Origin of the sequence: Afifella marina DSM 2698, from assembly GCF_900102695.1 — a bacterium.
Taxonomy (GTDB): domain Bacteria; phylum Pseudomonadota; class Alphaproteobacteria; order Rhizobiales; family Afifellaceae; genus Afifella; species Afifella marina.
The window spans coordinates 165,741-184,895 of sequence record NZ_FMVW01000008.1; the positions used below are offsets into that span (position 1 = coordinate 165,741).

Consider the following 19,155-nt stretch of genomic DNA (forward strand, 5'->3'; position numbering starts at 1 on the left):
TTTACCAGAGCAGGCTAAGGAAACCTCCCGCCCGAAACCGGAACGATAGATCAAACCCCTCATTGTCCGTAATTCGATCGGCTGCGCCGCAGACGAACGAAAATCTCCGCCGCGTAGCAAGTTCGCTTCTTGTGGACTTGCTGCCACCATAGAGGAATTTACGGAATGCCGGAATCACAGATCATCTTTCCACTCGCGCTGGTGACTCTCCTAGCAGTCTTTGTCTTTGCGATTGTCCAGAGCTGGCGGACCAAAAAAGCAAGCGATCGCCGTGAAGGTTCCGTTATCGGCGCCGATCACAAAGACGACATTTCGGCCAAGAGGCAGAGCAAAGGTTTCGATACGCCCGAGAACGTCGAAAAGGGGCGTTCGCACTAAATAAGGTGAGCCGCGTTGGCGGCTCACTTCCGGGCACCTAGCGCGCCCCTTATTGCGCCTTCTCTTGCACCAACTCGCCCGGCTCTACCGACTGAAAATACGCAGACACAGCCTTCATCTCCTCATCCGTCAAGGCATGGGAGAGCTCGTCCATCGGATTGTAATCCCCGACATTGCCGCGATCGTTCTTCGCGAAGAGCTTCAATTGGTTCTCCGTATAGGTCGCATATTGGCCGCTCAGATTGGGGAAGACGCGAGACGTGAACTGCGTCTGTTCATGGCAGGAGAGGCAGGCGGCGACATTTCGGGACGGCACGCCGTCCTGGGCGATCTGGCGTCCCTTTTCGACGAGCGCCGGATCGAGCTTGTCCGCCCCCGGAGCGCGAACATCCGGCTGCGAGGCATAGTACTTTGCGAGAGCCTCGATCTGCGGCTGCGACAATTGCGTGGCGACCGGGCGCATGAAGCCACTGTGGCGCTCGCCACTCGCATAGGCTTCGAGGGATTTCTTCAGATATTGCTCGTTCTGCATGGAGAGGTTCGGAAATGCGCCGATGCCACGTCCCGTCCCATCTTCACCGTGACAGCGACCGCACATCGGAAGCAGCGTGTCCTGCATGGCGAATTCCAAAAAGCCGCTGGCTGGCGTGCTGGAGCGATACTCGGCCCGCTTGGCCGCCGGCGAGCGCGTATCCGGGAAATGATCGCCGAACTCGACGTCGAGCTTTTTCGTGATCGACCGCCCCTGCCCGTAAGCGAGATCGCGGTAGGTGGCGTAATCCATTTCCGGCAACTTGCGCAGGAAGGCGGCCATCGACCATGCTTCATCCTCGCGATCGGCGTCGGTCCAGGCGGGCATCGCCGTGTACTTGACACCGTGCAGAACGATCCAGGCGAGCTCCTTGTTGCTCAGCTGATCGACAGACTCGACCAGGTACTGCGGACGCGGACGCATCTTCAGCACGACCGCGTTCTGACCGAGTTCGGGAGCGCCGTGGCACGAGACGCAGACATGGCCGTAATGCGCAGCACCTTGCGCGACCCGCCAGTCGGCATCGAAATCGTCGGGCTCCTTCAGATCACCCGCATGAAAGGCCACCGCCCGCTTCATGCCGTAATGGAGGATATTCGCCCATCCCTCCGGATGAGGGATCGATGCGGCAAGGTTGATAATGCCCGAGACGAGCACGACGACGGCAACAACGGCGACCGCGACGACGGCCGTGCCAAGCGGACCAATCCATAAGGACAGTCGGTCAGGAAAGAACTTGTTCATGGTGGGAAGAGCAGCACCCGGAGGTTAGCGATAGCGTTTAAACTAGAGCTCAAACGCGCTCTGTCCCGCCCCGTTCCGGGGTTTTGGCCACTTTTTAGCCGCCAAAAGGCACAATTGCGACGCGGAGGCTCAGCCTCATGGGCTCGAACGCTTCACCAACTAAGCAGCCCGTCTGCCCCGCGCTAGCGGCTGTTCTCCGAGATAAGTCTCGACGCAGCAGACGGAATTTCCCACGGGAGCATGTGTCCGGAATCCGCAAAGAGGTGCACGCCGATCACTCCCGGCAGCCCGCGCGCCTGTGACGCGGGCAAAATCCGATCTTGTTCTCCCCACAAGAGCTTCAGAGGGCAAGGAAGAGCGGCGATCGCCTCAAGCGGCAGCGTCTTCTGGGCTCCGCCCGCGTGCAACGTCTCGGAAATCGCCGTAAGCGCCTCGCCCGCGCCTGGTGCCTCGCGCTCGGCTGCGAGCCCGAGGATCAAGTCTTCGGGCAGCTCGGCACGAAAGCCGACGAATTCCTCCAGCACCCGGCGCATCTCCTCAGGGCCGCGGGCCGCCGCATAATGGGTCAAAGCACGGTGGTTCACCGCCGGACCAAATCCGCCCGGAGCAAGAAGCGTCAAGGACCGCGTCTTTTCCGGCTCCTTCAGCGCGATGAGCGCAGCCGCCGCACCCCCCATCGAATGGCCGACGAGATGGAAGCCGTCTGGCGCGCGTTCGGCCAGGTCCGCCCGCACGGCGCGGGCCGCAGTCACGGCATGGCCGAGCTCAGGATAGCCAAGCGACGCCGCATGGCCTGGAAGGTCGTAAAGAAGGATCGCTCTCTCACGTCCCAATTCGGCACAGACGTCATCCCACGTCCGGTGCGAGCCGCCAAAACCATGCAAGAGAACGACGGGAATCCCATCGTTCTTTCCAACCCGTCGCACGAACAAGGACGACATCTCTCCGGCCCCTCCCCTTTTTCTTGCAAACGGCTTACCGCTTTTCCGCAAAGCTCGGAAGGCGCGTTGCGAGGAAGAGCCTCACCAATCGATGATGATGCGGGTGTTCTTTGCGCCGCTGTGCTTGACGAGATTGTAGAGCTTGCGGGCATTCGCCGGATGCAGGCGCACGCAGCCATGCGAGGCGGGGCGCCCGAGGCTGCGTACGGAATTGGTTCCGTGGATCGCGTAGCCGCCGCGAAAGAAGATCGAATACGGCATCGGCGACATATCGTATTTTCGCGAATACCACATCCTATGCATCCGCTGCGGCCGGTATGTCCCGGTGGGTGTGCGATAGCCCTTCCGTGCGGTCGAAACGGCCCAAGTATATGCGAGCCGCCCGTTGCTATAGACGCGCATCTTTTGTGCAGAGAGATCGATGCGAGCGGTTACTCCCGCTGCCGCCACCCCCGCCGTGACGGGAAGGGCCAGAAGAAACACAATCATCAGAGCGGCAAAGCGCATCATGCCCTCCAAGACGGCGGCCACACCACAACTTTGCCGCACTTCGCCTCAGTCTAGACACAATTTCTAATCCATACAAAGCGCTGAGGGCAGCCAAATCCCTCTACCGTTAAGCGAGTACAAAGAAGGACCGGGCGGGCCAGAGCGAGACACGCTGAGGTCGCAGAGCTCACTTCTCGGCAAAGTGTGCGCGCTTTTTATGCGTGACGAGTGGCGACGCATTGGCTAGCGTCGTTCCACAACATGGAACAGACAGTCGGCCAGCGCGGCATAGCGCGTGAGATCATCTTCAATGAAATGATCGGGCCCGAAGGGGCGCCGCGGGGCCATTACGTGACTCTCTCCGAATGGCTCGAGCAACAGCCATCTCGCGAGTTGAGGCGCAAGCGGGCCGAGGCGGAATCGATCTTCCGACGTCTCGGCATCACCTTCGCGGTCTATGGTTCCACCGACACGCTGGAACGCCTGATCCCGTTCGACCTCATCCCCCGCATCATATCGGCGGCCGAATGGCGCCTTCTCGAACGCGGCATCGAGCAACGGGTGCGAGCTCTCAACGCCTTCCTCCTCGATATCTACAACCGCCAGGAGATTATCCGCGCCGGGCGCATTCCGGCCGATATCGTCCTGCGCAACGACGCGTTTCTGCCGGAAATGATCGGGCATCGGCCGCCGCTCGGCGTCTTCAGCCACATCGTCGGCACCGATATCGTGCGCACGGGGCCACAAGATTTCTTCGTCCTGGAGGACAATCTGCGCACACCCTCCGGCGTCTCCTACATGTTGGAGAACCGGGAGGCGATGCTGCACCTCTTCCCGGAGCTTTTTGCCCGCCATTGCGTGGCCCCGGTGCAGCATTATCCGGAGCTTCTGCGCCAGACGCTTGAAGCCGTGTCACCGGTCGCGCCGGAAGAAACAACGATCGTGGTGTTGACGCCGGGAATCCACAACTCGGCTTATTTCGAGCATTCCTTCCTCGCCGACCAGATGGGTGTCGAGCTCGTCGAAGGACAGGATCTCTTCGTCTCCGGCGGGGCGCTCTACATGCGCACGACGCGAGGGCCGATGCAGGTGCATGTCGTCTACCGGCGCATCGACGACGAATTCCTCGATCCCCTCACCTTCCGGCCGGATTCCATTCTGGGCGTGCCAGGGCTCATGGATCTCTACCGGGCGGGCGCCGTCACCATCGTCAATGCGCCAGGCACCGGCATCGCCGACGATAAGGCCGTCTATTCCTGGGTGCCGGAGATCGTCGAGTTCTATACGGGCCAGAAACCCATCCTGCAGAACGTCCCGACCTGGCGTTGCGCTGAGCCGGAAGCCCTCTCCTATGTCCTCGACCATCTCCCGGAACTGGTCGTGAAAGAGGTTCACGGGTCTGGCGGCTACGGCATGCTCGTGGGACCGACGTCTTCGAAGAAGCAGATCGAGACGTTCCGCCGGATTTTGAAGGCACGGCCCTCGAACTACATTGCGCAGCCGACGCTCGCTTTATCCGCCTGCCCGGCCTTCACAAAATCGGGCGTCGCGCCCCGCCACGTCGATCTCAGACCTTTCAGCCTTGTCAGCGACCGCGTGCGCATCGTCGCGGGTGGGCTGACGCGCGTCGCCCTCAAGAAGGGCTCGCTCGTCGTCAATTCCTCCCAGGGCGGCGGCACCAAGGACACTTGGGTGCTGACCGATGAATGAGAGAACCCTTGGCAGGTGCACGGAAAGCGTCCGAGGGCAAAGCATGAAAGATCTGTCGTCATGCTGAGCCGGGTCGCATCGAGCCTCTTCTGGATGTCTCGCTATATCGAGCGGGCGGAGAACATCTCGCGCCTCTGCGAAGCGGGTTTCCGTATCTCGCTCACCCCGAAAGTCGGTGGTGGACACAAGGAAGAATGGCTCTCGACGCTCAAGAGTGCGGGCGTGCTTGAAAGCTATCTCTCCGTCCATGACGAGATCACGGGCGAGACCGCGATCAACTTCCTGCTGTTCGACGAGCGCAACGCCTCTTCGGTCACGTCGTGCCTCACGTCGGCGCGCAACAATGCCCGCATCGTGCGCACCAAACTCACCCGCGACATGTGGGAATCCTTGAACGATACGTGGATCGCCCTGCAGGCGGTATCTCCCCAATCCATGACGAATGCCCGGCTGCCGGATTTTCTCGACTGGGTCCGCCACCGCACGGCGCAGTTTCGTGGCGCACTCCTCGGCACGGTCCTGCGCGACGAGGGTTACTATTTCAGCCAGCTCGGCGCCTTCATGGAGCGCGCCGACAATACGGCGCGCATCGTCGACGTGAAGTACTACCTCTTATTGCCGGACCATCAGGCCGTGGGGGGCGCAATCGACACCTATCAATGGGAAACGATCCTCAGAGCCGTTTCGGCGCAGCGCTCCTACCGGCACGTCTTTCACGAAGATTACCGCCCCTGGCGGGTCGCCGAGTTTCTGATCCTGCGACCGGAAATGCCGCGATCCCTGCGTTTCTGCTATGACTGGCTCAACGTCACGATCGACGGGCTGATTGAACGCCAACATCCTGAGTTGAGAGCGGCGGAGCTTATTCGCAGCACGCATCGGCTCCTGAAAAGCAGCCAGATGGACGATATTTTCCAGTCCGGCCTGCACGAGTTTCTGACGGATTTCATCGATCGCAACAATCGCGTCACCCGAGACCTCGCAGTCGATTACTGCTTCGCGCAGGCGGCCTGACCATGCGGCTCAAGATCCGGCACGTCACCAATTATGACTATGCGAGCGCCGGGCGCTACGCCATCCAGCGGCTGCGCCTCACAGCCCGCGCGAATGCCGCTCAGAGCGTTGAAGAATGGCGCATCGAGGCTCCCGGCATCGACGAGGCGGCAAGTTATACCGACGGCTTCGGCAACATCACGCATCTCGTGACGCAGAACCAGCCGCTCGAAACGCTATCGATCATCGCCGAAGGCGTGGTGGTGACGAAGGATACCGGCGGGGTTACGGGACGTCCGCCTGAAGCCGCCAATCCGGCGTCTTTTCTGCGCAGCACGGCCAGTACAGAGGCCTCACCCGCGATCCGCAAGATAGCGCGCAACGCCAGAGGCAACGACCGCCTCTCGCTGTTGCACAGCCTGATGTCGGTGATCGGTGATCATATGAGTTTCGATACTGATGCGAGCCATTCCGGAACCAGTGCGGCGGACGCGTTCGCCGCGGGCTTCGGCGTCTGCCAGGACTTCACCCATATCTTCTGCGCGGCCGCCCGCTCTCTGGAGGTGCCGGCGCGTTACGTCACCGGCTATCTCCGGCTCGAAGACGAGGCTCCCGCGGTCGCGCACCATGCCTGGGCGGAGGCCTTCGTGCCCGAACTCGGCTGGGTCGGCTTCGACGTTGCCAATGGCGTCTGCCCAACGGAAAATTATGTTCGTCTCGCCTGCGGCCTCGACGCGCGTGCCGCCGCGCCTATAGTCGGCTTACATCGACAGGCGGGCGAAGAAATTCTGTCCGTGGACGTCGTCGTCGAACAGCAGCAGCAATAGCGAGCGCGGGCTGCCCCGGAGAAGCGGAAATGACGTATTGCGTGGGCCTGCGCCTCGACCGAGGGATCGTCTTCGCCTCCGACACGCGCACAAATGCCGGCGTCGACAATGTCTCCGTCTTCAAGAAAATGCATATCTGGGAGCGGAAGGGCGAGCGGCTGCTCGTGCTCTTGTCGGCCGGCAACCTGTCGGTGACACAATCCGTCGTCTCGCTCCTCAATGAGAGACTGCATGTCGCCGCCGATGGCAGCGAGCCATCGCTGATGACGGTGGAGACGATGTTCCAGGCGGCGCGCCTCGTCGGGCAGACGGTGCGCGAGGCCCTTGTCGACCAGGACGAAGCCGCCAAAGAGAATCCGGGCCTCTTCTCCGCTTCCTTCATCTTCGGCGGTCAGATCGAGGGAGACATTCACCGCCTCTTCCTGATCTATCAGGAAGGCAATTTCATCGAAGCGACGAAGGACACGCCCTATTTCCAAATCGGCGAGCACAAATACGGCAAGCCGATCCTCGACCGCGTCACGGTGGCACCGATGCGCATGGGCGAAGCGGCCAAACTCGTTCTCATCTCCTTCGATTCCACCTTGCGCTCGAACCTGTCCGTCGGGCTGCCGATCGACCTTCTCATCTACCGCAAGGATACGCTGACGATCGGCGAGCAACGCCGCATCGAGGCGGAAGATCCCTATTTCCGAAAGCTTTCGCATGCCTGGTCGGAGGCGCTGCGCGACGCTTTCGCCCGCATCGACGAATACGAAGCTCTCGATGCAGGCGGGCCGCCTCCGATCAGCCTCGTGCCATCGAAGCCGTCGGCCAAGGAAGAGGCTTAGGCGGCCTCGCCTTGCGGGCCGTCCGGCAAGAGGATCTCCATCCCGTTGCGCTCGGCAATCGCCTTGAGAGCCGGAATATCGGGGGCTCGAAGAGGCGGAAATTCGCACGTCCGTGACGGCACGGCTTCACCCGCCTGCGTGTAGAATCCCTCATGAACGAGACCCGGCGTGTTGATCACCAGAAGGCGGGCTGGTTCCTTTCCGACATTCTTGAAAGCGTGGGCCGCTCCTGTCGGGACCTTTACGAAATCGCCGGCGCCGGCTGTGAACGTCTTGCCGTCCAGCATGAACTCGAACGTTCCCTCGACCACGTAAAAGGCTTCGTCGTCGCCGGGATGACGGTTGGGAGGAGCTCCGGCGCCAGGTGCGCTCAAAGTCTCCACCAGACAATAAGCTCCGCCCGTTTCAGGGCTTCGCGCCAGAAAACGTACGAGGTTGCCGAAGAGGTGATACGTATCCGTCGCCGTCGACATAGCATGCCCTTTCCGCGGCTTGCCGCCACCTGCCCTTGCTTCATGAGTGAGATATTATTATCTTAATGAGACACTCATCTCAACAAAATTCGGATATCATGCAGACTGAAGGTGGAAGGCTGAAGCAAAAGGCGCGCACACGGCGCGACCTGTTGGAAGCGGCGCGTCGGCTGGTGGAGCGCGGAGAGACGGTGACGGTCCCCGCCGCCGCCGACGAAGCCGGGATCTCGCGCGCCACCGCCTATCGGTACTTTTCAAACGCCGACATCCTCACGCTCGAAAGCGTTCTCGATCTCCAGGTGCTTCCCGCTGAAGATGTCATCGCGGGCGCGTCGACAGTGAGAGAACGGGTGATGCGCGTGCACCGACATCTCATCGATCTGACCCGGACTGCCGAGCCGCAATTCCGGCTTTTTCTCGCACGGACCCTCGATGCTTCGGTCAACGAGGGGGCGGCAAAGGCGCGTGCGCTGCGCGGCGGCCGTCGCGTCGCTATGTTGGAGGTCGCCCTGGAACCGGCACGCACGAAACTCGGCAAGGCGAGCTTCAGAACGCTCGTCAACGCCCTTTCGGCGGTGTCGGGGATCGAGGCCGGGGTTGCTCTCAAAGACGCCTGCGCGCTCAACAACGAGGACGCCGACCGCGCCACCACCGCGATCGTCGAGGCGCTGCTCGCGCGCTACGGCCTCGATGCAGAAACCGACGACACATCATCTGGCGCCTGACGCTGGACGCGTCGGGCCGTATCGATGAAAGCACGCAGCTTGGGCGAGAGCGAAGCGCGGCTCGGAAAATAGAGAAAAAGACCGGGCTCCTCGATTGCGGTTTGCGAGAGGAGCTGCTCAAGCCGCCCTTCCGCAATATCGGCGCACACCAGCGGCTCGAAAAGGTAAGCGATGCCAAGCCCCTCCCTTGCCAGATCGAGAGCACTCATCGCATCGCTCACAACGAGCGGGCCGCGTGTCTCCACCGCCACGTCCTTGCCGTTCTCAGAAAGCTCCCAGCGATAGAGCGCCCGCGAGCGGATCCGCCGAAATCCAATGCAGTGATGAGAGGCAAGATCGGCAATCCGCTCGGGTCGGCCGCGGCGTGCGAGATAATGCGGCGAGGCTACCAGAATCGCCTTGAAAGGCGGAGTAAGGCGGACGGCCACCATATCGCGCGCAATCATCTCGCCGAGACGAACCCCTGCATCGAAACCCTCGCCGACGATATCGGCAAGCCCCTCATCGACGGTGATGTCGACCGTCACGTCCGGGTGCAGCTCGACCATCTCCTTCAGGATACGGGTGAGCGCCAGCGGCAGGGCGAGCCGCGGCGCGTTGAGCCGCAAGACGCCGCCCGCTCGCCCTTTCGCAGCCTGCAGGCGCTCGATTTCCTCGGCAATATCGGCAAGCACCGGGGAGATGCCGGCAAGAAAAGCTTCACCCGCTTCGGTCAGAGCGACGCTCCTCGTCGTGCGTGCGAAGATCGCCTGGCCGAGCCTCTCCTCCACAACCCGCACGGCATGGCTGACTGCCGAAGGGCTCATGCCGAGTTCGCCGGCAGCTGCAGCGAAGCCTTTTCGCCTCGCGACGGCCGCCACGACGAACAGGTGGCTGAGGAGATCACGCTCCATTGCTGCACCCGATCGCACAGTCCATGTGAGAAGAACGATCTTATCGCATAAAGCCTGATCGCTCATGCTTCTTCCTGTTCAGACAGGGCGCCCGGTGTCGAATGGAGGGGATGATGACGATGGATTATTACACGCTCGGACGAAGCGGCCTCAGAGTGAGCCGCCTCGCCCTCGGCACCATGACCTTCGGGACGGAATGGGGCTGGGGCGCGGACCGCGAGACGGCACACTCCCTCCTCGAGGCGTATCTGGAAGCTGGCGGCAATTTCTTCGATACGGCCGATCTCTATACGGGGGGAACGAGTGAGGAATGGCTCGGCGCATTCATCGCCGAACGCGGTCTTCGCGATCGCGCGGTGATCGCCACGAAATTCAGCTACAATGCCGAACCCGGCAATCCGAATACGGGCGGCAACGGTCGCAAGAATATCCTGCGGGCCCTCGAAGGCTCTCTGAAACGGCTCAAAACCGACTATGTCGATCTCTACCTTCTGCATACCTGGGACAGACTGACGCCAGCCGAAGAAGTGCTGCGCACGCTCGATGATCTCGTCGCGGCGGGCAAAGTCCGGCACATCGGTCTCTCCGACGTGCCGGCCTGGTATGCAGGGCGTGCGCAAGCCATTGCCGAACTGAGAGGCTTTGAGCCCGTCTGCGCCCTCCAGCTTGAATACTCGCTGGCTGAACGCAATATCGAGCACGAATTCGTGCCCTTCGGCCTTGCGACGGGCGCCGGCATCATGGCGTGGAGCCCGCTCGCGTCGGGGCTTCTTTCCGGCAAATATCGGACGGGGGAACAGATTGCGGGACGGCTTGAGACCTTGAAGGGATCGTCCAATCCCGGGTTTCAGAAGCTCACCGAACGGAATTTCTCGATCGTCTCCGCCCTCGAAACCGTCGCCAACGAACTCGGCCGTTCGATGGCGCAGATCGCCATCAACTGGGTGGCGACGCAGCCCGGCGTCGCCTCCGTCATCCTCGGCGCGACCCGGCGCACGCAGCTCGCCGAGACGCTCGGCGCTCTCGACTTCACGATTCCGCCAGAACTTCGGGCACGTCTTGACGAGGCGAGCCAGCCTACCACCCCCTTCCCCTACACTTTCTTCGGGGCTGAGCTGCAGGGCGGCATCACAGGCGGAACGACGGTCGGCGACAAGCCGGCGGGATACGCTCCGCCGATGGTCATCAAAGGTGCCTTTGCAGGCTTTGGCTGAGCGGGACCGGTATTGGCCGGCTCAACAGGCATGGCCGGCCCCAGAGCCGGCCATTCTGCGCCGCCAAAGCGGCAGCGGTATCATACGGCGATCCGTTTCCTACCGCATGGTCGGCATGATGAATTCGGCACCATCCTTGATGCCGGACGGCCAGCGCGAGGTCACCGTCTTCGTCTTCGTGTAAAAACGAATGGAATCGGGGCCATGCTGGTTGAGATCGCCATAGCCTGAGCGCTTCCAGCCACCGAAGGTGTGATAGGCCAGCGGCACCGGGATCGGCACGTTGATGCCGACCATGCCGACTTCCACCTTGGAGGCGAAATCGCGGGCGGCATCGCCGTCGCGTGTAAAGATCGCGACGCCGTTGCCGTATTCATGCTTCGTCGGCAGGTCGAGCGCTTCCTGATAATCCTTGGCGCGAACGACGGAGAGGACAGGCCCGAAGATCTCCTCCTTGTAGATACGCATGTCCGGCGTGACCCGGTCGAACAGGCAACCACCCATATAGAAGCCGTTCTCGTAGCCCTGCATAGTGAAGCCGCGGCCGTCGACGACGAGATCGGCGCCCTCTTCGACACCGAGATCGACATAGCCGCGCACCTTCTTCACCGCCTCGGCCGTGACGAGCGGGCCAAAATCAGCGTCCGGATCGGTCGAGGGGCCGATCTTCAGGCTCTCCACGCGCGGAATGAGTTTCTCCATGAGCCGGTCGGCTGTCTCTTCGCCGACGGGAACGGCCACGGAAATCGCCATGCAACGCTCACCGGCAGAGCCATAACCGGCACCGATCAAGGCGTCGACCGCACGGTCCATATCGGCGTCCGGCATGACGATCATGTGGTTCTTGGCGCCGCCGAAACACTGCACGCGCTTTCCGGCCGCGCAGCCCTTCCCATAGATGTACTCGGCGATCGCAGACGAGCCGACGAAACCGATCGCCTTGATGTCCGGATCCTCAAGAATTGAATCAACGGCTTCCTTGTCACCGTTGACGACGTTGAGAATTCCAGCCGGCAGACCCGCTTCGATCATGAGTTCGGCAAGGCGCATGGGCACGCCCGGATCGCGCTCGGATGGCTTCAGGATGAAGGCGTTGCCGCAGGCGATCGCCGGCGCGAATTTCCACATCGGGATCATGGCCGGAAAATTGAACGGCGTGATGCCGGCGACGACGCCGAGAGGCTGGCGCATAGAATACATGTCGATGCCCGGCCCGGCATTCTCAGAGAATTCACCCTTCATCAAATGCGGGATGCCGCAGGCGAACTCCGCCACTTCGAGGCCGCGCTGAATGTCGCCGCGCGCATCCGGAACGGTCTTGCCATGCTCACGTGCCAGGAGCTCGGCGAGACTGTCGTATTCCTGATGTACGAGTTCGAGAAACTTCATCAAAACGCGGGCGCGCTTCTGCGGGTTCTGTGCCGCCCAGCCAGGCTGCGCCGCCTTGGCGTTCTCCACAGCCTCACGCATCTCCGCGCGGGAGGCGAGCGCCACTTTCGCCTGCACCTCGCCGGTCATCGGCAAGAACACGTCGGCCGTGCGCCCGCTCTTGCCGGCCACGTTGCGACCGCCGATGAAATGTCCGATTTCGCGCATTCAGTTCTCCTTGTCGCGCTCCTTCGATCCTCTCACAGACATCCGGGAGCCTTGAGCGAGTGATCGCCGCAGAGGACGAGAAAAACAACCCCGGGCAGCTCACTCTTGCCGTGTGGCGATGACAATCCACCTGTTGTGGACCTATGGTCGGTGCGCATGCGGGGTTCGATGAGCACGAACTATCTCGATTTCTACATGATCGACGGCAGCGATATCGTGATCCGTCCTGCCGCGCGCGAGCGACGGTGGATGGATCAGACGAGCCATCGCTTCGCCTATCGCTGTCTGCCTCTCGCCATCGCCAACGCGCATTGCTGGGAAATCCTGAACCCTGCGAAGTTCACCGCCCGGTGGGACGGCACCGATGGGCTGGAGGCGATCGATATCACCCACCGAGAAGTGCACCGGCATGCCGCGATGAGCCATTTCGGCCATGGCATCCTGACATTTACGGTGCCGGCGCTGATCCGCACACCGCCGGGATATGATCTCTGGGTTATGGGACCTCCCAATCTCATCAAGGCCGACATCCAGGCTCTCAACGGCGTGGTGGAGACGGATTGGGCGACAGCCACCTTCACCATGAACTGGCGCTTCACCCGCCCCGGCGCGAGCGTCACCTTTGAAAAGGACGAGCCGTTCTGCGCCTTCTTCCCGATCCGTCGGGGCGAGATCGAGACCTTCGAAGCCCGTCGTCGGGCACTCGGCGATGATCCAGAGCTTGCGGACGCCTATCATGAATGGGCGGAAGGACGACGAAGCTTCAACGAAGAGCTCGCCTCGCCCGATTCTGAAGCGGCGCGCCAGAAATGGCAGCGCGACTACTTGAAGGGACCGAACGAGGCGCTGTCGCCGCCGCATCGCACCAAGGTCGTCTTACGCAAAACGAAGAAAACCGACGACTGAGCCCATCCGAATCTTCGCCCGCACGAAGCCGAACCGAGACCTTCAGGCAGTCTTCACGCCGAAAGCGCCTGGAACCGCAACGATCCCGCCGGCGTTTCTTGCTACAAAAGAGCCGGCCCAACGGGGGCGCCGGACAAAACGAAGGTTCTCCATGTCGGTCGGAACAATTCTTCTTATCATCTTGATCTTGATCCTCCTCGGCGCAGTGCCGACCTGGCCCTATAGTCGCGGCTGGGGCTACGGACCCTCCGGGATCGTCGGCGTCATCCTGGTCATCCTCATCATCATGCTCTTGCTGGGCTATGTCTGAGCCGGCGTAGATCGGTCGCACCATCGCCTCGCTTGATGGGCGCGGCAGGGTCTTCCATATCAAGAGCGAGAGGGCGGCGGCCTTTCACGGCCGCCGCCTCTTTGATGTGGACCTCTTTGGAGACGATGATGAGAAGAGCGATGTTGTTCAGCCTGGCGATGGTGGCTTTCGGGGCGGTCACAGGTTCCGCACACAGCCAGGATTTTGACGCCGCCTCCGTCTTCACGACCAAATGCGCCACCTGCCACGGTACGCTGGCGCCCAACAAGGCCGCCATGGCGGAGCTCGACCTCGAGCAATTTCAAGAAAAGATCGCCACCCATCCCAAGCTCGGCGGGGCCGTGGAAGGTCTGAGCGAGCCTCAGATCGAGGCGATGCACAGCTACGTGCAGGAGAAATAGGCGGCAGCCAAACCGCGGGCGACCGCGCGCCGCACTTCTTCCTCCCCGCCCCGCCGCTTAAGTCTCTTTTGTCCGACAACGAAGGCGCGTCCATGCGGGCGCGCCGATCGGGCAATGGGGGATTTTTATGAAATGGGCAGCACTCGGCCTCGTGGCGGTTGGCGGCGTTATCGGCCTGGCCGTTGCAGGCGCGACCACCACGGTGGTCGAGAAGACCGGCACCAACGAATTTTGCCTGGCCTGTCACGAAATGTCGTGGCCGCAGGAGACCTACACGCAGCAGGCGCACTACAAAAACGCCTCCGGCGTTCGCGCGCCCTGCATCACGTGCCATGTCGATAGCCATCCGTGGACCGACTACCTTTGGGGCAAGGCGACGGCCGGCGCCAAGGACGTGTGGGGACACTTCACCGGCAAACTGTCGACGCGCGAGGAGTATGACGCCAGGCGCGAAGAGATGTCGGAACAGGTCTGGGCCTATCTGGAACGCACCGATTCGGAGACCTGCCGCACCTGCCATGACGAAGCCGCCATGGCGCTCGAGAAACAGAGCCAGGCGGCACAATTCGCCCATCCGCAGGCGCAAGCCGCTAACCTCACCTGCATCTCCTGCCACAAGGGGATCGGGCACGGCCCCGTCGGCGATCAGACATCCGCAGAGGCCTCACATCGGCCGGCCAACGAGATGGCCGATCTTGCAGACGGGCTCACCGACGTGCTTGGCTCTGAGAAGTGATGCGACGTGGCCGCCGTCTTCAATGGCGTCGGCCACGCAGCTTTTTGAGGCCAGATGTCCCGACACCTTGAGACGACGCGTTTCGTTGCGCTGCCCCAGGAAGAGGTCTTCGACCTCGTCTCAGATGTCGAGAGCTATCCGGAATTCCTTCCGGGCTTTCTGGAGGCGCGCATCCTGAAGCGAGACGGTGATGCGCTCCTCGTCATGCAGCGCGTCGGACTGCCGGGCCTGACGATTTCATTTCGCAGCCGCGCCGAACTGACGCGGCCGGACCATCTTCTCATCACGTCACACGACAAACCGTTTCGTTCGCTGCGCCATGAATGGCGCTTCGAGGCGATCGAGACGACACGCACCAAGGTGACGATGCGCGTCGATTTCGCCCTCGTGGGTGCGGGATTTGGCGGCTTCAAAGAAGCTGTCGTACGCCAGCTCTATGCCCGCTCCGTGGAAGCCTTTGAAGCACGCGCCCGAGAGCGGGCGCTCGCGCGAAGCCGTCAAGCCCGCAACGGCGACGCCGCCGGCGACACTGGCGGCGGCACATAAGCTGTGCGCGGCCGAGAGATAACCGCGCGCCGCGGCTTGACGGTGAAAAAACCCCACCGTATATCGCACGCGGTCCGTTAGCCTTGCATCGCGAGGCGGCCTGCGGGCGGCGGAGTAGCTCAGTCGGTTAGAGCAGCGGAATCATAATCCGCGTGTCGGGGGTTCGAGTCCCTCCTCCGCTACCAGCCTTTTTTCCACGGAAAATCAAGCGGTTATGCGTCTCTCTTAACGTGGCGACTGGGATACATCTCCCGGTCATGTACGCAGAGATGTAACCCATGGGGCGCACCTCCTACTTGCTACGCCGAGGCGGTCGGTACTACCTCCAGGTACGTGCGGCGAAATGCGCGGCACCCCTCCTCGGTAAGACACTCTTGAGGACCTCGCTGCAGACAAGTGACTTCCGCACCGCGCGGCGCCGACTGCACCAGTGCCTGCCCTGGGTCTTTTCGATGAACGACAGCATCAATTACGGAGACCTCTTTGCGCGGAACCTCCGGGAAATCCGCAACTATCTGAGCCAGTCCGTTCTCGACGAAGACGCCCTCTTCGCGCGCCACGCCTTCGAAGAGATGCTGAAGAACCTCAACCGAAGGGCCGAAGCGCAAGGCGCTCATCCGGCGGTGGTCGCACCCGACTACTTCATGCTCTTTCAGCAGTTCGTTCAGCAGAACGTGCGAGCCGAATCCACGCTACGCGAACGCGGCCTTGCCGAAGCCTATGAGCGCGGCCGGACGGATGCGCGAGGCGACACGCCTCCCCCGCCGATGAAGCGGGATGAGGTCTCACCGGCTCCGTCTGCCGCGTCTTCATCCTCGCTCCGACGGGTCCGGATTTCCGAAGCGCTTGAGATGTTTCTGGAGCACAGCCGTGAGACGAAGGGCGATGACCGGGCTCGAAGCCATGTCGGACTGATCGTCCAGTTCCTCATCGACACTCTCGGGGATCCGATCCTCGCCGACGTCTCCCTGGATGAGCTCAAGGAGATCGATCGGATGCTGCCCGACATCCCGAACCGGAAAGGGCTTCCACCGGCTGCGAAGAAATCGCTCGCGACGCGCTACGCCTACGCCAGGGAGCGCGGCTGGAAAGGGCTTGAACGTCTGACAGAGGCTCGCCTTCGCAACGGCTATCATGCAAGCCTCTCCCAGTTCTTCGGCTGGGCGATCAGCGCGAACGTGTTTCCGAAGCCCAAACCGATCTTTCACTGCGTAAGCAAGGAGAATCTCGCCTCCCTGCCCCGCGACGCCTTCGAGGACGACGAGCTTCTCAAGATCGTGCGCATGCCGCTCTTCACCGGCTGCTACAGCGAAACGTGGATCTGGACGCCGGGTGACTATTTCATCCAGAATCATCTCTACTGGGGCTATCTGATCCTGTTCCTCTCAGGCATGCGCCCGGGCGAGGTCGGCCAGCTGCGTGTGTCGGACATCGTCAAACGTGGCGATCACTATTATTTCGACCTGCGGCCTTTCGATCCGCGGAAGGGTCGCGTGCCGCTAAAGGAAGCCCGCCGATTCAAGACCGAATCATCGGCTCGCGTCATTCCGATCCATCCGCTTCTCATCGAACTCGGGCTGATGGACCGAGTGGCGGACCTTGCGAGGGTCGGAAGCGTGCGACTCTTTCCCGAGTGGGCCCCCTACCAGAAGAAGACTGGAGAAGTCCGGTGGGGCCAGCCGATCACGAAAAGCTGGCAGTATCTCAAAGGGCGGCTCGACCTCGGACGGGCGGACGTCACGCTTTACAGTACGCGCCATTGGATGGCGGAGGCGCTTGACGAGACGAATACACCGTCACGCACGCGCAATCGTATCATGGGCCATACCGACAAGAACGACATGCCAGGCCGATATGGACGGAAGTCGCGGCTTGGAACGAAGCAGACGGAACTCGTTACCTCGGCCGCAGACGATCTTATTAAGAAGATGGGACCGATCCTCCTGGCGCCGAAACAGCGTGCGGATAAGGGCGAACTCACCAAGCTCAAACCTTGGCTTAAGAAGGCCAACTGGGCGAAGCTGCCACCTAACGCTAAGTGAGATTGCCTTCGTGGCAAGCTTAAAAAAACGAAGTCCCGCGCTCGTTAACCATGTTTGAGGTTTTGAGCTCACAACCCCGGCGGGTCCTGCCAAGCTGATCGTGTTCCCGATGACGGGAGCATCAAGCGGCCACCGGCGCTGCGCCAACAGCGACCGATGGCCTGACCACACCAAGCATTAGGAGTGCTTGCCATGGCTATTTGCCGTCTTAGCCCGAGATGGGCTCTTTCCAAAATCCCCTTGTCGCTTGCCTGCACGTCCGTGCGCACGATCGAACTGTCCTCGGCGTCGCCGGGTCGCACGTATCGGCGCGCCTGACACCGCTTTCCCTTTGATCTGACGATCGAGAGAGCGTCCGGCCGACGGCTGGCGCCTTCAGCTGATTTTCGGACATTGCAGATGCCTTCCCCCCGCGTGTTCTCCGCATCCGGGAACGACGGCGGCTGCCTCATGCTCCGAGCGATCCTCGCTGCGGACATCATCCCCTGTCCGACTGCAGGCTCTTGTCCAATCCCCCAGGAGCCTCCGGCGGCACCAGCCGTCTGTTGGCTGCTCTCTCCGATCGTCTTCCGAACATCCTCTTGAACTCAAGGAAGACATCCATGTCCGACACCATTTCTGCCACTTCTGATCTCTCGTCCCGCGCCCCCGGCTCCGAAGAGATGCCTCACTCCAACGAACGAGACTGCGAGACCACGCACGCTGCGAAGAGCCTCCATCTCAGCCTTGAAGATCTTGCACCGACATCCTTCTGCTCCACAGATCTCGGCAGCGGCACGCTGATCCGGCGTCTCGATGCGATGTCGGGTCCGCTCGCGGCGCGGTCGGCTGAGAACGTCGTTGGCACGGCCTGTGCCTTCTCCGCGCCGTTCCGGCACACCGAGGCGCTGCGCGAACTCGGTCTCAAATCCGGTGAGGCCGCGACCTATATTCTTGTCGGGCGCAACGGGTCTGAGACGCTCGCCTATGTCGGCGAGACCGTCGATGTCATGAAGCGCCTCAGCTCCCACCGCCGCGACAAGGACAAGGCCTTTGCTGAGATGGTCTTCGTCGTCACCAGCCGGAGTGGTCTGAACTCCAAGGATCTGGCGCGGCACCGGCAGGCAAAATACGCGGCCCTCATCGCCGCTTCCGGCCGGGCAAAGCTCGTCGGCGCCCCTCCCGAGGCGGCCGAGCTTCCGCCCGTCTTTGCCGCCATCGCCGACCCGTTGGTGGATCTGGAACGGCAGCTTCTCTGGGATCTCGGCTGTCCGCTGCTTGAGCCCTCGCTGCGCCATCCGGCACTTGGCATTGTCGATGCGGAGGCTGGTGGAGCCGATGTCCTCTCGCCGGACCAGGCAAAGCGCCCGATGATGGAGATGACCTATGCGGGCCTCTTCGGACGCGGGCTTGAATGCGACAACCTGTTCATCGTGCTGCCGGGCTCCGAAGTCCGCGTTCTCGGTGAGAACGGCAATGAAGAGAGCTCTGTCCGAACCCGCCGGGCCATCCTGGAAAAGCGCGGCGTGCTGACCCCGATCCCCGGCGTGGAAGACCGGCAGAGGCTCAACTCCGCGGTGGCGTTCTGGTCGAAGTCCATCGCGGCCCGCGTGCTCGCCGGATCGCACGTCCCGAGCAATGTCTGGAGGCCGATCCATCCCTGGCGGTCGCTCGAAGTCATCGAGTAGTCCGGGCTCCGTCCACACAACCCCACAAGAGAAGAACAAAACCGGACCGACGGCGTCGGTCCGGCAGGATCAACACGTCTTACTTTTGAAGGACAGAGCAGATGCTCATTCTCGACCACGATGGTCTCGGGCCCAATGGGGAGCGCGACGTTGCGCGTATGGAAGGTCTCGCGGCAGACCTGCGTGCGATTCACGAAGGCCG

General features: G+C 61.9%; 20 protein-coding genes, 1 tRNA gene and 1 pseudogene. 16 read left to right on the forward strand and 6 right to left on the reverse strand.

Features of this window, described 5'->3' with window-relative positions:
• Nucleotides 1-165 precede the first annotated feature (165 nt).
• Nucleotides 166-378, forward strand: a complete 213-nt coding sequence (locus tag BLP76_RS15450) for a hypothetical protein (protein ID WP_092815311.1) — start codon at nt 166-168, stop codon at nt 376-378.
• Nucleotides 379-427: 49 nt separating this feature from the next.
• Here the strand turns inward: BLP76_RS15450 and BLP76_RS15455 are convergent, their stop codons facing one another.
• From BLP76_RS15455 to BLP76_RS15465, 3 genes are all read right to left on the reverse strand, one after another.
• Nucleotides 428-1,654, reverse strand: a complete 1,227-nt coding sequence (locus BLP76_RS15455) for a c-type cytochrome (RefSeq protein ID WP_092815314.1) — start codon at nt 1,652-1,654, stop codon at nt 428-430.
• A 182-nt stretch (nt 1,655-1,836) separates the two neighbouring features.
• The gene (locus tag BLP76_RS15460) at nt 1,837-2,595 is read right to left on the reverse strand and encodes an alpha/beta fold hydrolase (protein WP_092815317.1); all 759 of its coding nucleotides are present in this window, start codon (nt 2,593-2,595) and stop codon (nt 1,837-1,839) included.
• An 81-nt stretch (nt 2,596-2,676) separates the two neighbouring features.
• Nucleotides 2,677-3,105, reverse strand: a complete 429-nt coding sequence (locus BLP76_RS15465; protein WP_425284198.1) for a L,D-transpeptidase — start codon at nt 3,103-3,105, stop codon at nt 2,677-2,679.
• A 240-nt stretch (nt 3,106-3,345) separates the two neighbouring features.
• Here BLP76_RS15465 and BLP76_RS15470 point away from each other — a divergent pair, with 240 nt between their 5' ends.
• From BLP76_RS15470 to BLP76_RS15485, 4 genes are read left to right on the forward strand one after another with little or no spacing between them, the layout of a single operon-like run.
• A complete protein-coding gene (locus tag BLP76_RS15470; protein WP_420867626.1) occupies nt 3,346-4,794 on the forward strand; it encodes a circularly permuted type 2 ATP-grasp protein in 1,449 nt (482 codons plus the stop codon).
• Nucleotides 4,795-4,854: 60 nt separating this feature from the next.
• Nucleotides 4,855-5,808, forward strand: a complete 954-nt coding sequence (locus BLP76_RS15475; RefSeq protein ID WP_092815320.1) for an alpha-E domain-containing protein — start codon at nt 4,855-4,857, stop codon at nt 5,806-5,808.
• Nucleotides 5,809-5,810: 2 nt separating this feature from the next.
• Nucleotides 5,811-6,614: a transglutaminase family protein gene (locus BLP76_RS15480; protein WP_092815323.1), complete on the forward strand. Its 804-nt coding sequence runs from the start codon at nt 5,811-5,813 to the stop codon at nt 6,612-6,614.
• Nucleotides 6,615-6,643: 29 nt separating this feature from the next.
• Nucleotides 6,644-7,444 carry a proteasome-type protease gene (locus BLP76_RS15485; RefSeq protein WP_244514617.1) on the forward strand — a complete coding sequence of 267 codons (801 nt, stop codon included), beginning with the start codon at nt 6,644-6,646 and terminating at the stop codon, nt 7,442-7,444.
• Here the strand turns inward: BLP76_RS15485 and BLP76_RS15490 are convergent.
• On the reverse strand, nt 7,441-7,917 hold the full coding sequence (locus tag BLP76_RS15490; RefSeq protein WP_092815326.1) for a cupin domain-containing protein: 477 nt from the start codon (nt 7,915-7,917) through the stop codon (nt 7,441-7,443). The genes BLP76_RS15485 and BLP76_RS15490 overlap by 4 nt on opposite strands.
• 98 nt (nt 7,918-8,015) lie before the next feature.
• On the opposite strand from BLP76_RS15490, the gene BLP76_RS15495 reads away from it, so the two are divergent.
• Nucleotides 8,016-8,642 (forward strand): TetR/AcrR family transcriptional regulator, encoded by a 627-nt coding sequence (locus BLP76_RS15495; RefSeq protein WP_170130511.1) that lies wholly within the window; start codon nt 8,016-8,018, stop codon nt 8,640-8,642.
• Here BLP76_RS15495 and BLP76_RS15500 read toward each other — a convergent pair.
• Nucleotides 8,597-9,535: a LysR family transcriptional regulator gene (locus tag BLP76_RS15500; RefSeq protein ID WP_092815445.1), complete on the reverse strand. Its 939-nt coding sequence runs from the start codon at nt 9,533-9,535 to the stop codon at nt 8,597-8,599. The genes BLP76_RS15495 and BLP76_RS15500 overlap by 46 nt on opposite strands.
• Before the next feature lie 113 nt (nt 9,536-9,648).
• On the opposite strand from BLP76_RS15500, the gene BLP76_RS15505 reads away from it, so the two are divergent.
• The gene (locus BLP76_RS15505; protein WP_092815448.1) at nt 9,649-10,749 is read left to right on the forward strand and encodes an aldo/keto reductase; all 1,101 of its coding nucleotides are present in this window, start codon (nt 9,649-9,651) and stop codon (nt 10,747-10,749) included.
• Nucleotides 10,750-10,848: 99 nt separating this feature from the next.
• Here the strand turns inward: BLP76_RS15505 and BLP76_RS15510 are convergent, their stop codons facing one another.
• On the reverse strand, nt 10,849-12,345 hold the full coding sequence (locus tag BLP76_RS15510; RefSeq protein WP_092815333.1) for a CoA-acylating methylmalonate-semialdehyde dehydrogenase: 1,497 nt from the start codon (nt 12,343-12,345) through the stop codon (nt 10,849-10,851).
• A gap of 168 nt (nt 12,346-12,513) precedes the next feature.
• Between BLP76_RS15510 and BLP76_RS15515 the strand changes: the two genes are divergently transcribed.
• From BLP76_RS15515 to BLP76_RS15550, 9 genes and pseudogenes are all read left to right on the forward strand, one after another.
• On the forward strand, nt 12,514-13,251 hold the full coding sequence (locus BLP76_RS15515; RefSeq protein WP_244514618.1) for a DUF6065 family protein: 738 nt from the start codon (nt 12,514-12,516) through the stop codon (nt 13,249-13,251).
• 151 nt (nt 13,252-13,402) lie between these two features.
• Nucleotides 13,403-13,561, forward strand: coding sequence for a DUF3309 family protein (locus BLP76_RS15520; RefSeq protein ID WP_092815339.1), 159 nt, complete (start codon nt 13,403-13,405; stop codon nt 13,559-13,561).
• Between the two features lie 140 nt (nt 13,562-13,701).
• Nucleotides 13,702-13,962, forward strand: coding sequence for a c-type cytochrome (locus BLP76_RS15525; protein ID WP_092815342.1), 261 nt, complete (start codon nt 13,702-13,704; stop codon nt 13,960-13,962).
• Nucleotides 13,963-14,089: 127 nt separating this feature from the next.
• Complete coding sequence (locus BLP76_RS15530) at nt 14,090-14,698, forward strand: NapC/NirT family cytochrome c (protein ID WP_092815344.1); 609 nt, start codon at nt 14,090-14,092, stop codon at nt 14,696-14,698.
• A 54-nt stretch (nt 14,699-14,752) separates the two neighbouring features.
• Nucleotides 14,753-15,244, forward strand: coding sequence for a type II toxin-antitoxin system RatA family toxin (locus BLP76_RS15535; RefSeq protein WP_092815347.1), 492 nt, complete (start codon nt 14,753-14,755; stop codon nt 15,242-15,244).
• Between the two features lie 108 nt (nt 15,245-15,352).
• A tRNA-Met gene (locus BLP76_RS15540) sits at nt 15,353-15,429 on the forward strand.
• 93 nt (nt 15,430-15,522) lie between these two features.
• A pseudogene (locus tag BLP76_RS19250) lies at nt 15,523-15,663 on the forward strand (DUF6538 domain-containing protein); the annotation flags it as partial.
• A gap of 33 nt (nt 15,664-15,696) precedes the next feature.
• Complete coding sequence (locus BLP76_RS15545) at nt 15,697-17,286, forward strand: site-specific integrase (protein WP_092815350.1); 1,590 nt, start codon at nt 15,697-15,699, stop codon at nt 17,284-17,286.
• A gap of 602 nt (nt 17,287-17,888) precedes the next feature.
• Nucleotides 17,889-18,953 (forward strand): GIY-YIG nuclease family protein, encoded by a 1,065-nt coding sequence (locus tag BLP76_RS15550; protein WP_092815353.1) that lies wholly within the window; start codon nt 17,889-17,891, stop codon nt 18,951-18,953.
• Nucleotides 18,954-19,155: the final 202 nt, after the last annotated feature.

Bases quoted from the DNA above. Each gene is read 5' to 3' on its own strand.
- BLP76_RS15450 (WP_092815311.1), top strand. From the start codon at position 166: ATGCCGGAATCACAGATCATCTTTCCACTCGCGCTGGTGACTCTCCTA.
- BLP76_RS15455 (WP_092815314.1), bottom strand. From the start codon at position 1,654: ATGAACAAGTTCTTTCCTGACCGACTGTCCTTATGGATTGGTCCGCTT.
- BLP76_RS15460 (WP_092815317.1), bottom strand. From the start codon at position 2,595: ATGTCGTCCTTGTTCGTGCGACGGGTTGGAAAGAACGATGGGATTCCC.
- BLP76_RS15465 (WP_425284198.1), bottom strand. From the start codon at position 3,105: ATGATGCGCTTTGCCGCTCTGATGATTGTGTTTCTTCTGGCCCTTCCC.
- BLP76_RS15470 (WP_420867626.1), top strand. From the start codon at position 3,346: ATGGAACAGACAGTCGGCCAGCGCGGCATAGCGCGTGAGATCATCTTC.
- BLP76_RS15475 (WP_092815320.1), top strand. From the start codon at position 4,855: ATGCTGAGCCGGGTCGCATCGAGCCTCTTCTGGATGTCTCGCTATATC.
- BLP76_RS15480 (WP_092815323.1), top strand. From the start codon at position 5,811: ATGCGGCTCAAGATCCGGCACGTCACCAATTATGACTATGCGAGCGCC.
- BLP76_RS15485 (WP_244514617.1), top strand. From the start codon at position 6,644: ATGACGTATTGCGTGGGCCTGCGCCTCGACCGAGGGATCGTCTTCGCC.
- BLP76_RS15490 (WP_092815326.1), bottom strand. From the start codon at position 7,917: ATGTCGACGGCGACGGATACGTATCACCTCTTCGGCAACCTCGTACGT.
- BLP76_RS15495 (WP_170130511.1), top strand. From the start codon at position 8,016: ATGCAGACTGAAGGTGGAAGGCTGAAGCAAAAGGCGCGCACACGGCGC.
- BLP76_RS15500 (WP_092815445.1), bottom strand. From the start codon at position 9,535: ATGGAGCGTGATCTCCTCAGCCACCTGTTCGTCGTGGCGGCCGTCGCG.
- BLP76_RS15505 (WP_092815448.1), top strand. From the start codon at position 9,649: ATGACGATGGATTATTACACGCTCGGACGAAGCGGCCTCAGAGTGAGC.
- BLP76_RS15510 (WP_092815333.1), bottom strand. From the start codon at position 12,345: ATGCGCGAAATCGGACATTTCATCGGCGGTCGCAACGTGGCCGGCAAG.
- BLP76_RS15515 (WP_244514618.1), top strand. From the start codon at position 12,514: ATGAGCACGAACTATCTCGATTTCTACATGATCGACGGCAGCGATATC.
- BLP76_RS15520 (WP_092815339.1), top strand. From the start codon at position 13,403: ATGTCGGTCGGAACAATTCTTCTTATCATCTTGATCTTGATCCTCCTC.
- BLP76_RS15525 (WP_092815342.1), top strand. From the start codon at position 13,702: ATGTTGTTCAGCCTGGCGATGGTGGCTTTCGGGGCGGTCACAGGTTCC.
- BLP76_RS15530 (WP_092815344.1), top strand. From the start codon at position 14,090: ATGAAATGGGCAGCACTCGGCCTCGTGGCGGTTGGCGGCGTTATCGGC.
- BLP76_RS15535 (WP_092815347.1), top strand. From the start codon at position 14,753: ATGTCCCGACACCTTGAGACGACGCGTTTCGTTGCGCTGCCCCAGGAA.
- BLP76_RS15545 (WP_092815350.1), top strand. From the start codon at position 15,697: ATGAACGACAGCATCAATTACGGAGACCTCTTTGCGCGGAACCTCCGG.
- BLP76_RS15550 (WP_092815353.1), top strand. From the start codon at position 17,889: ATGTCCGACACCATTTCTGCCACTTCTGATCTCTCGTCCCGCGCCCCC.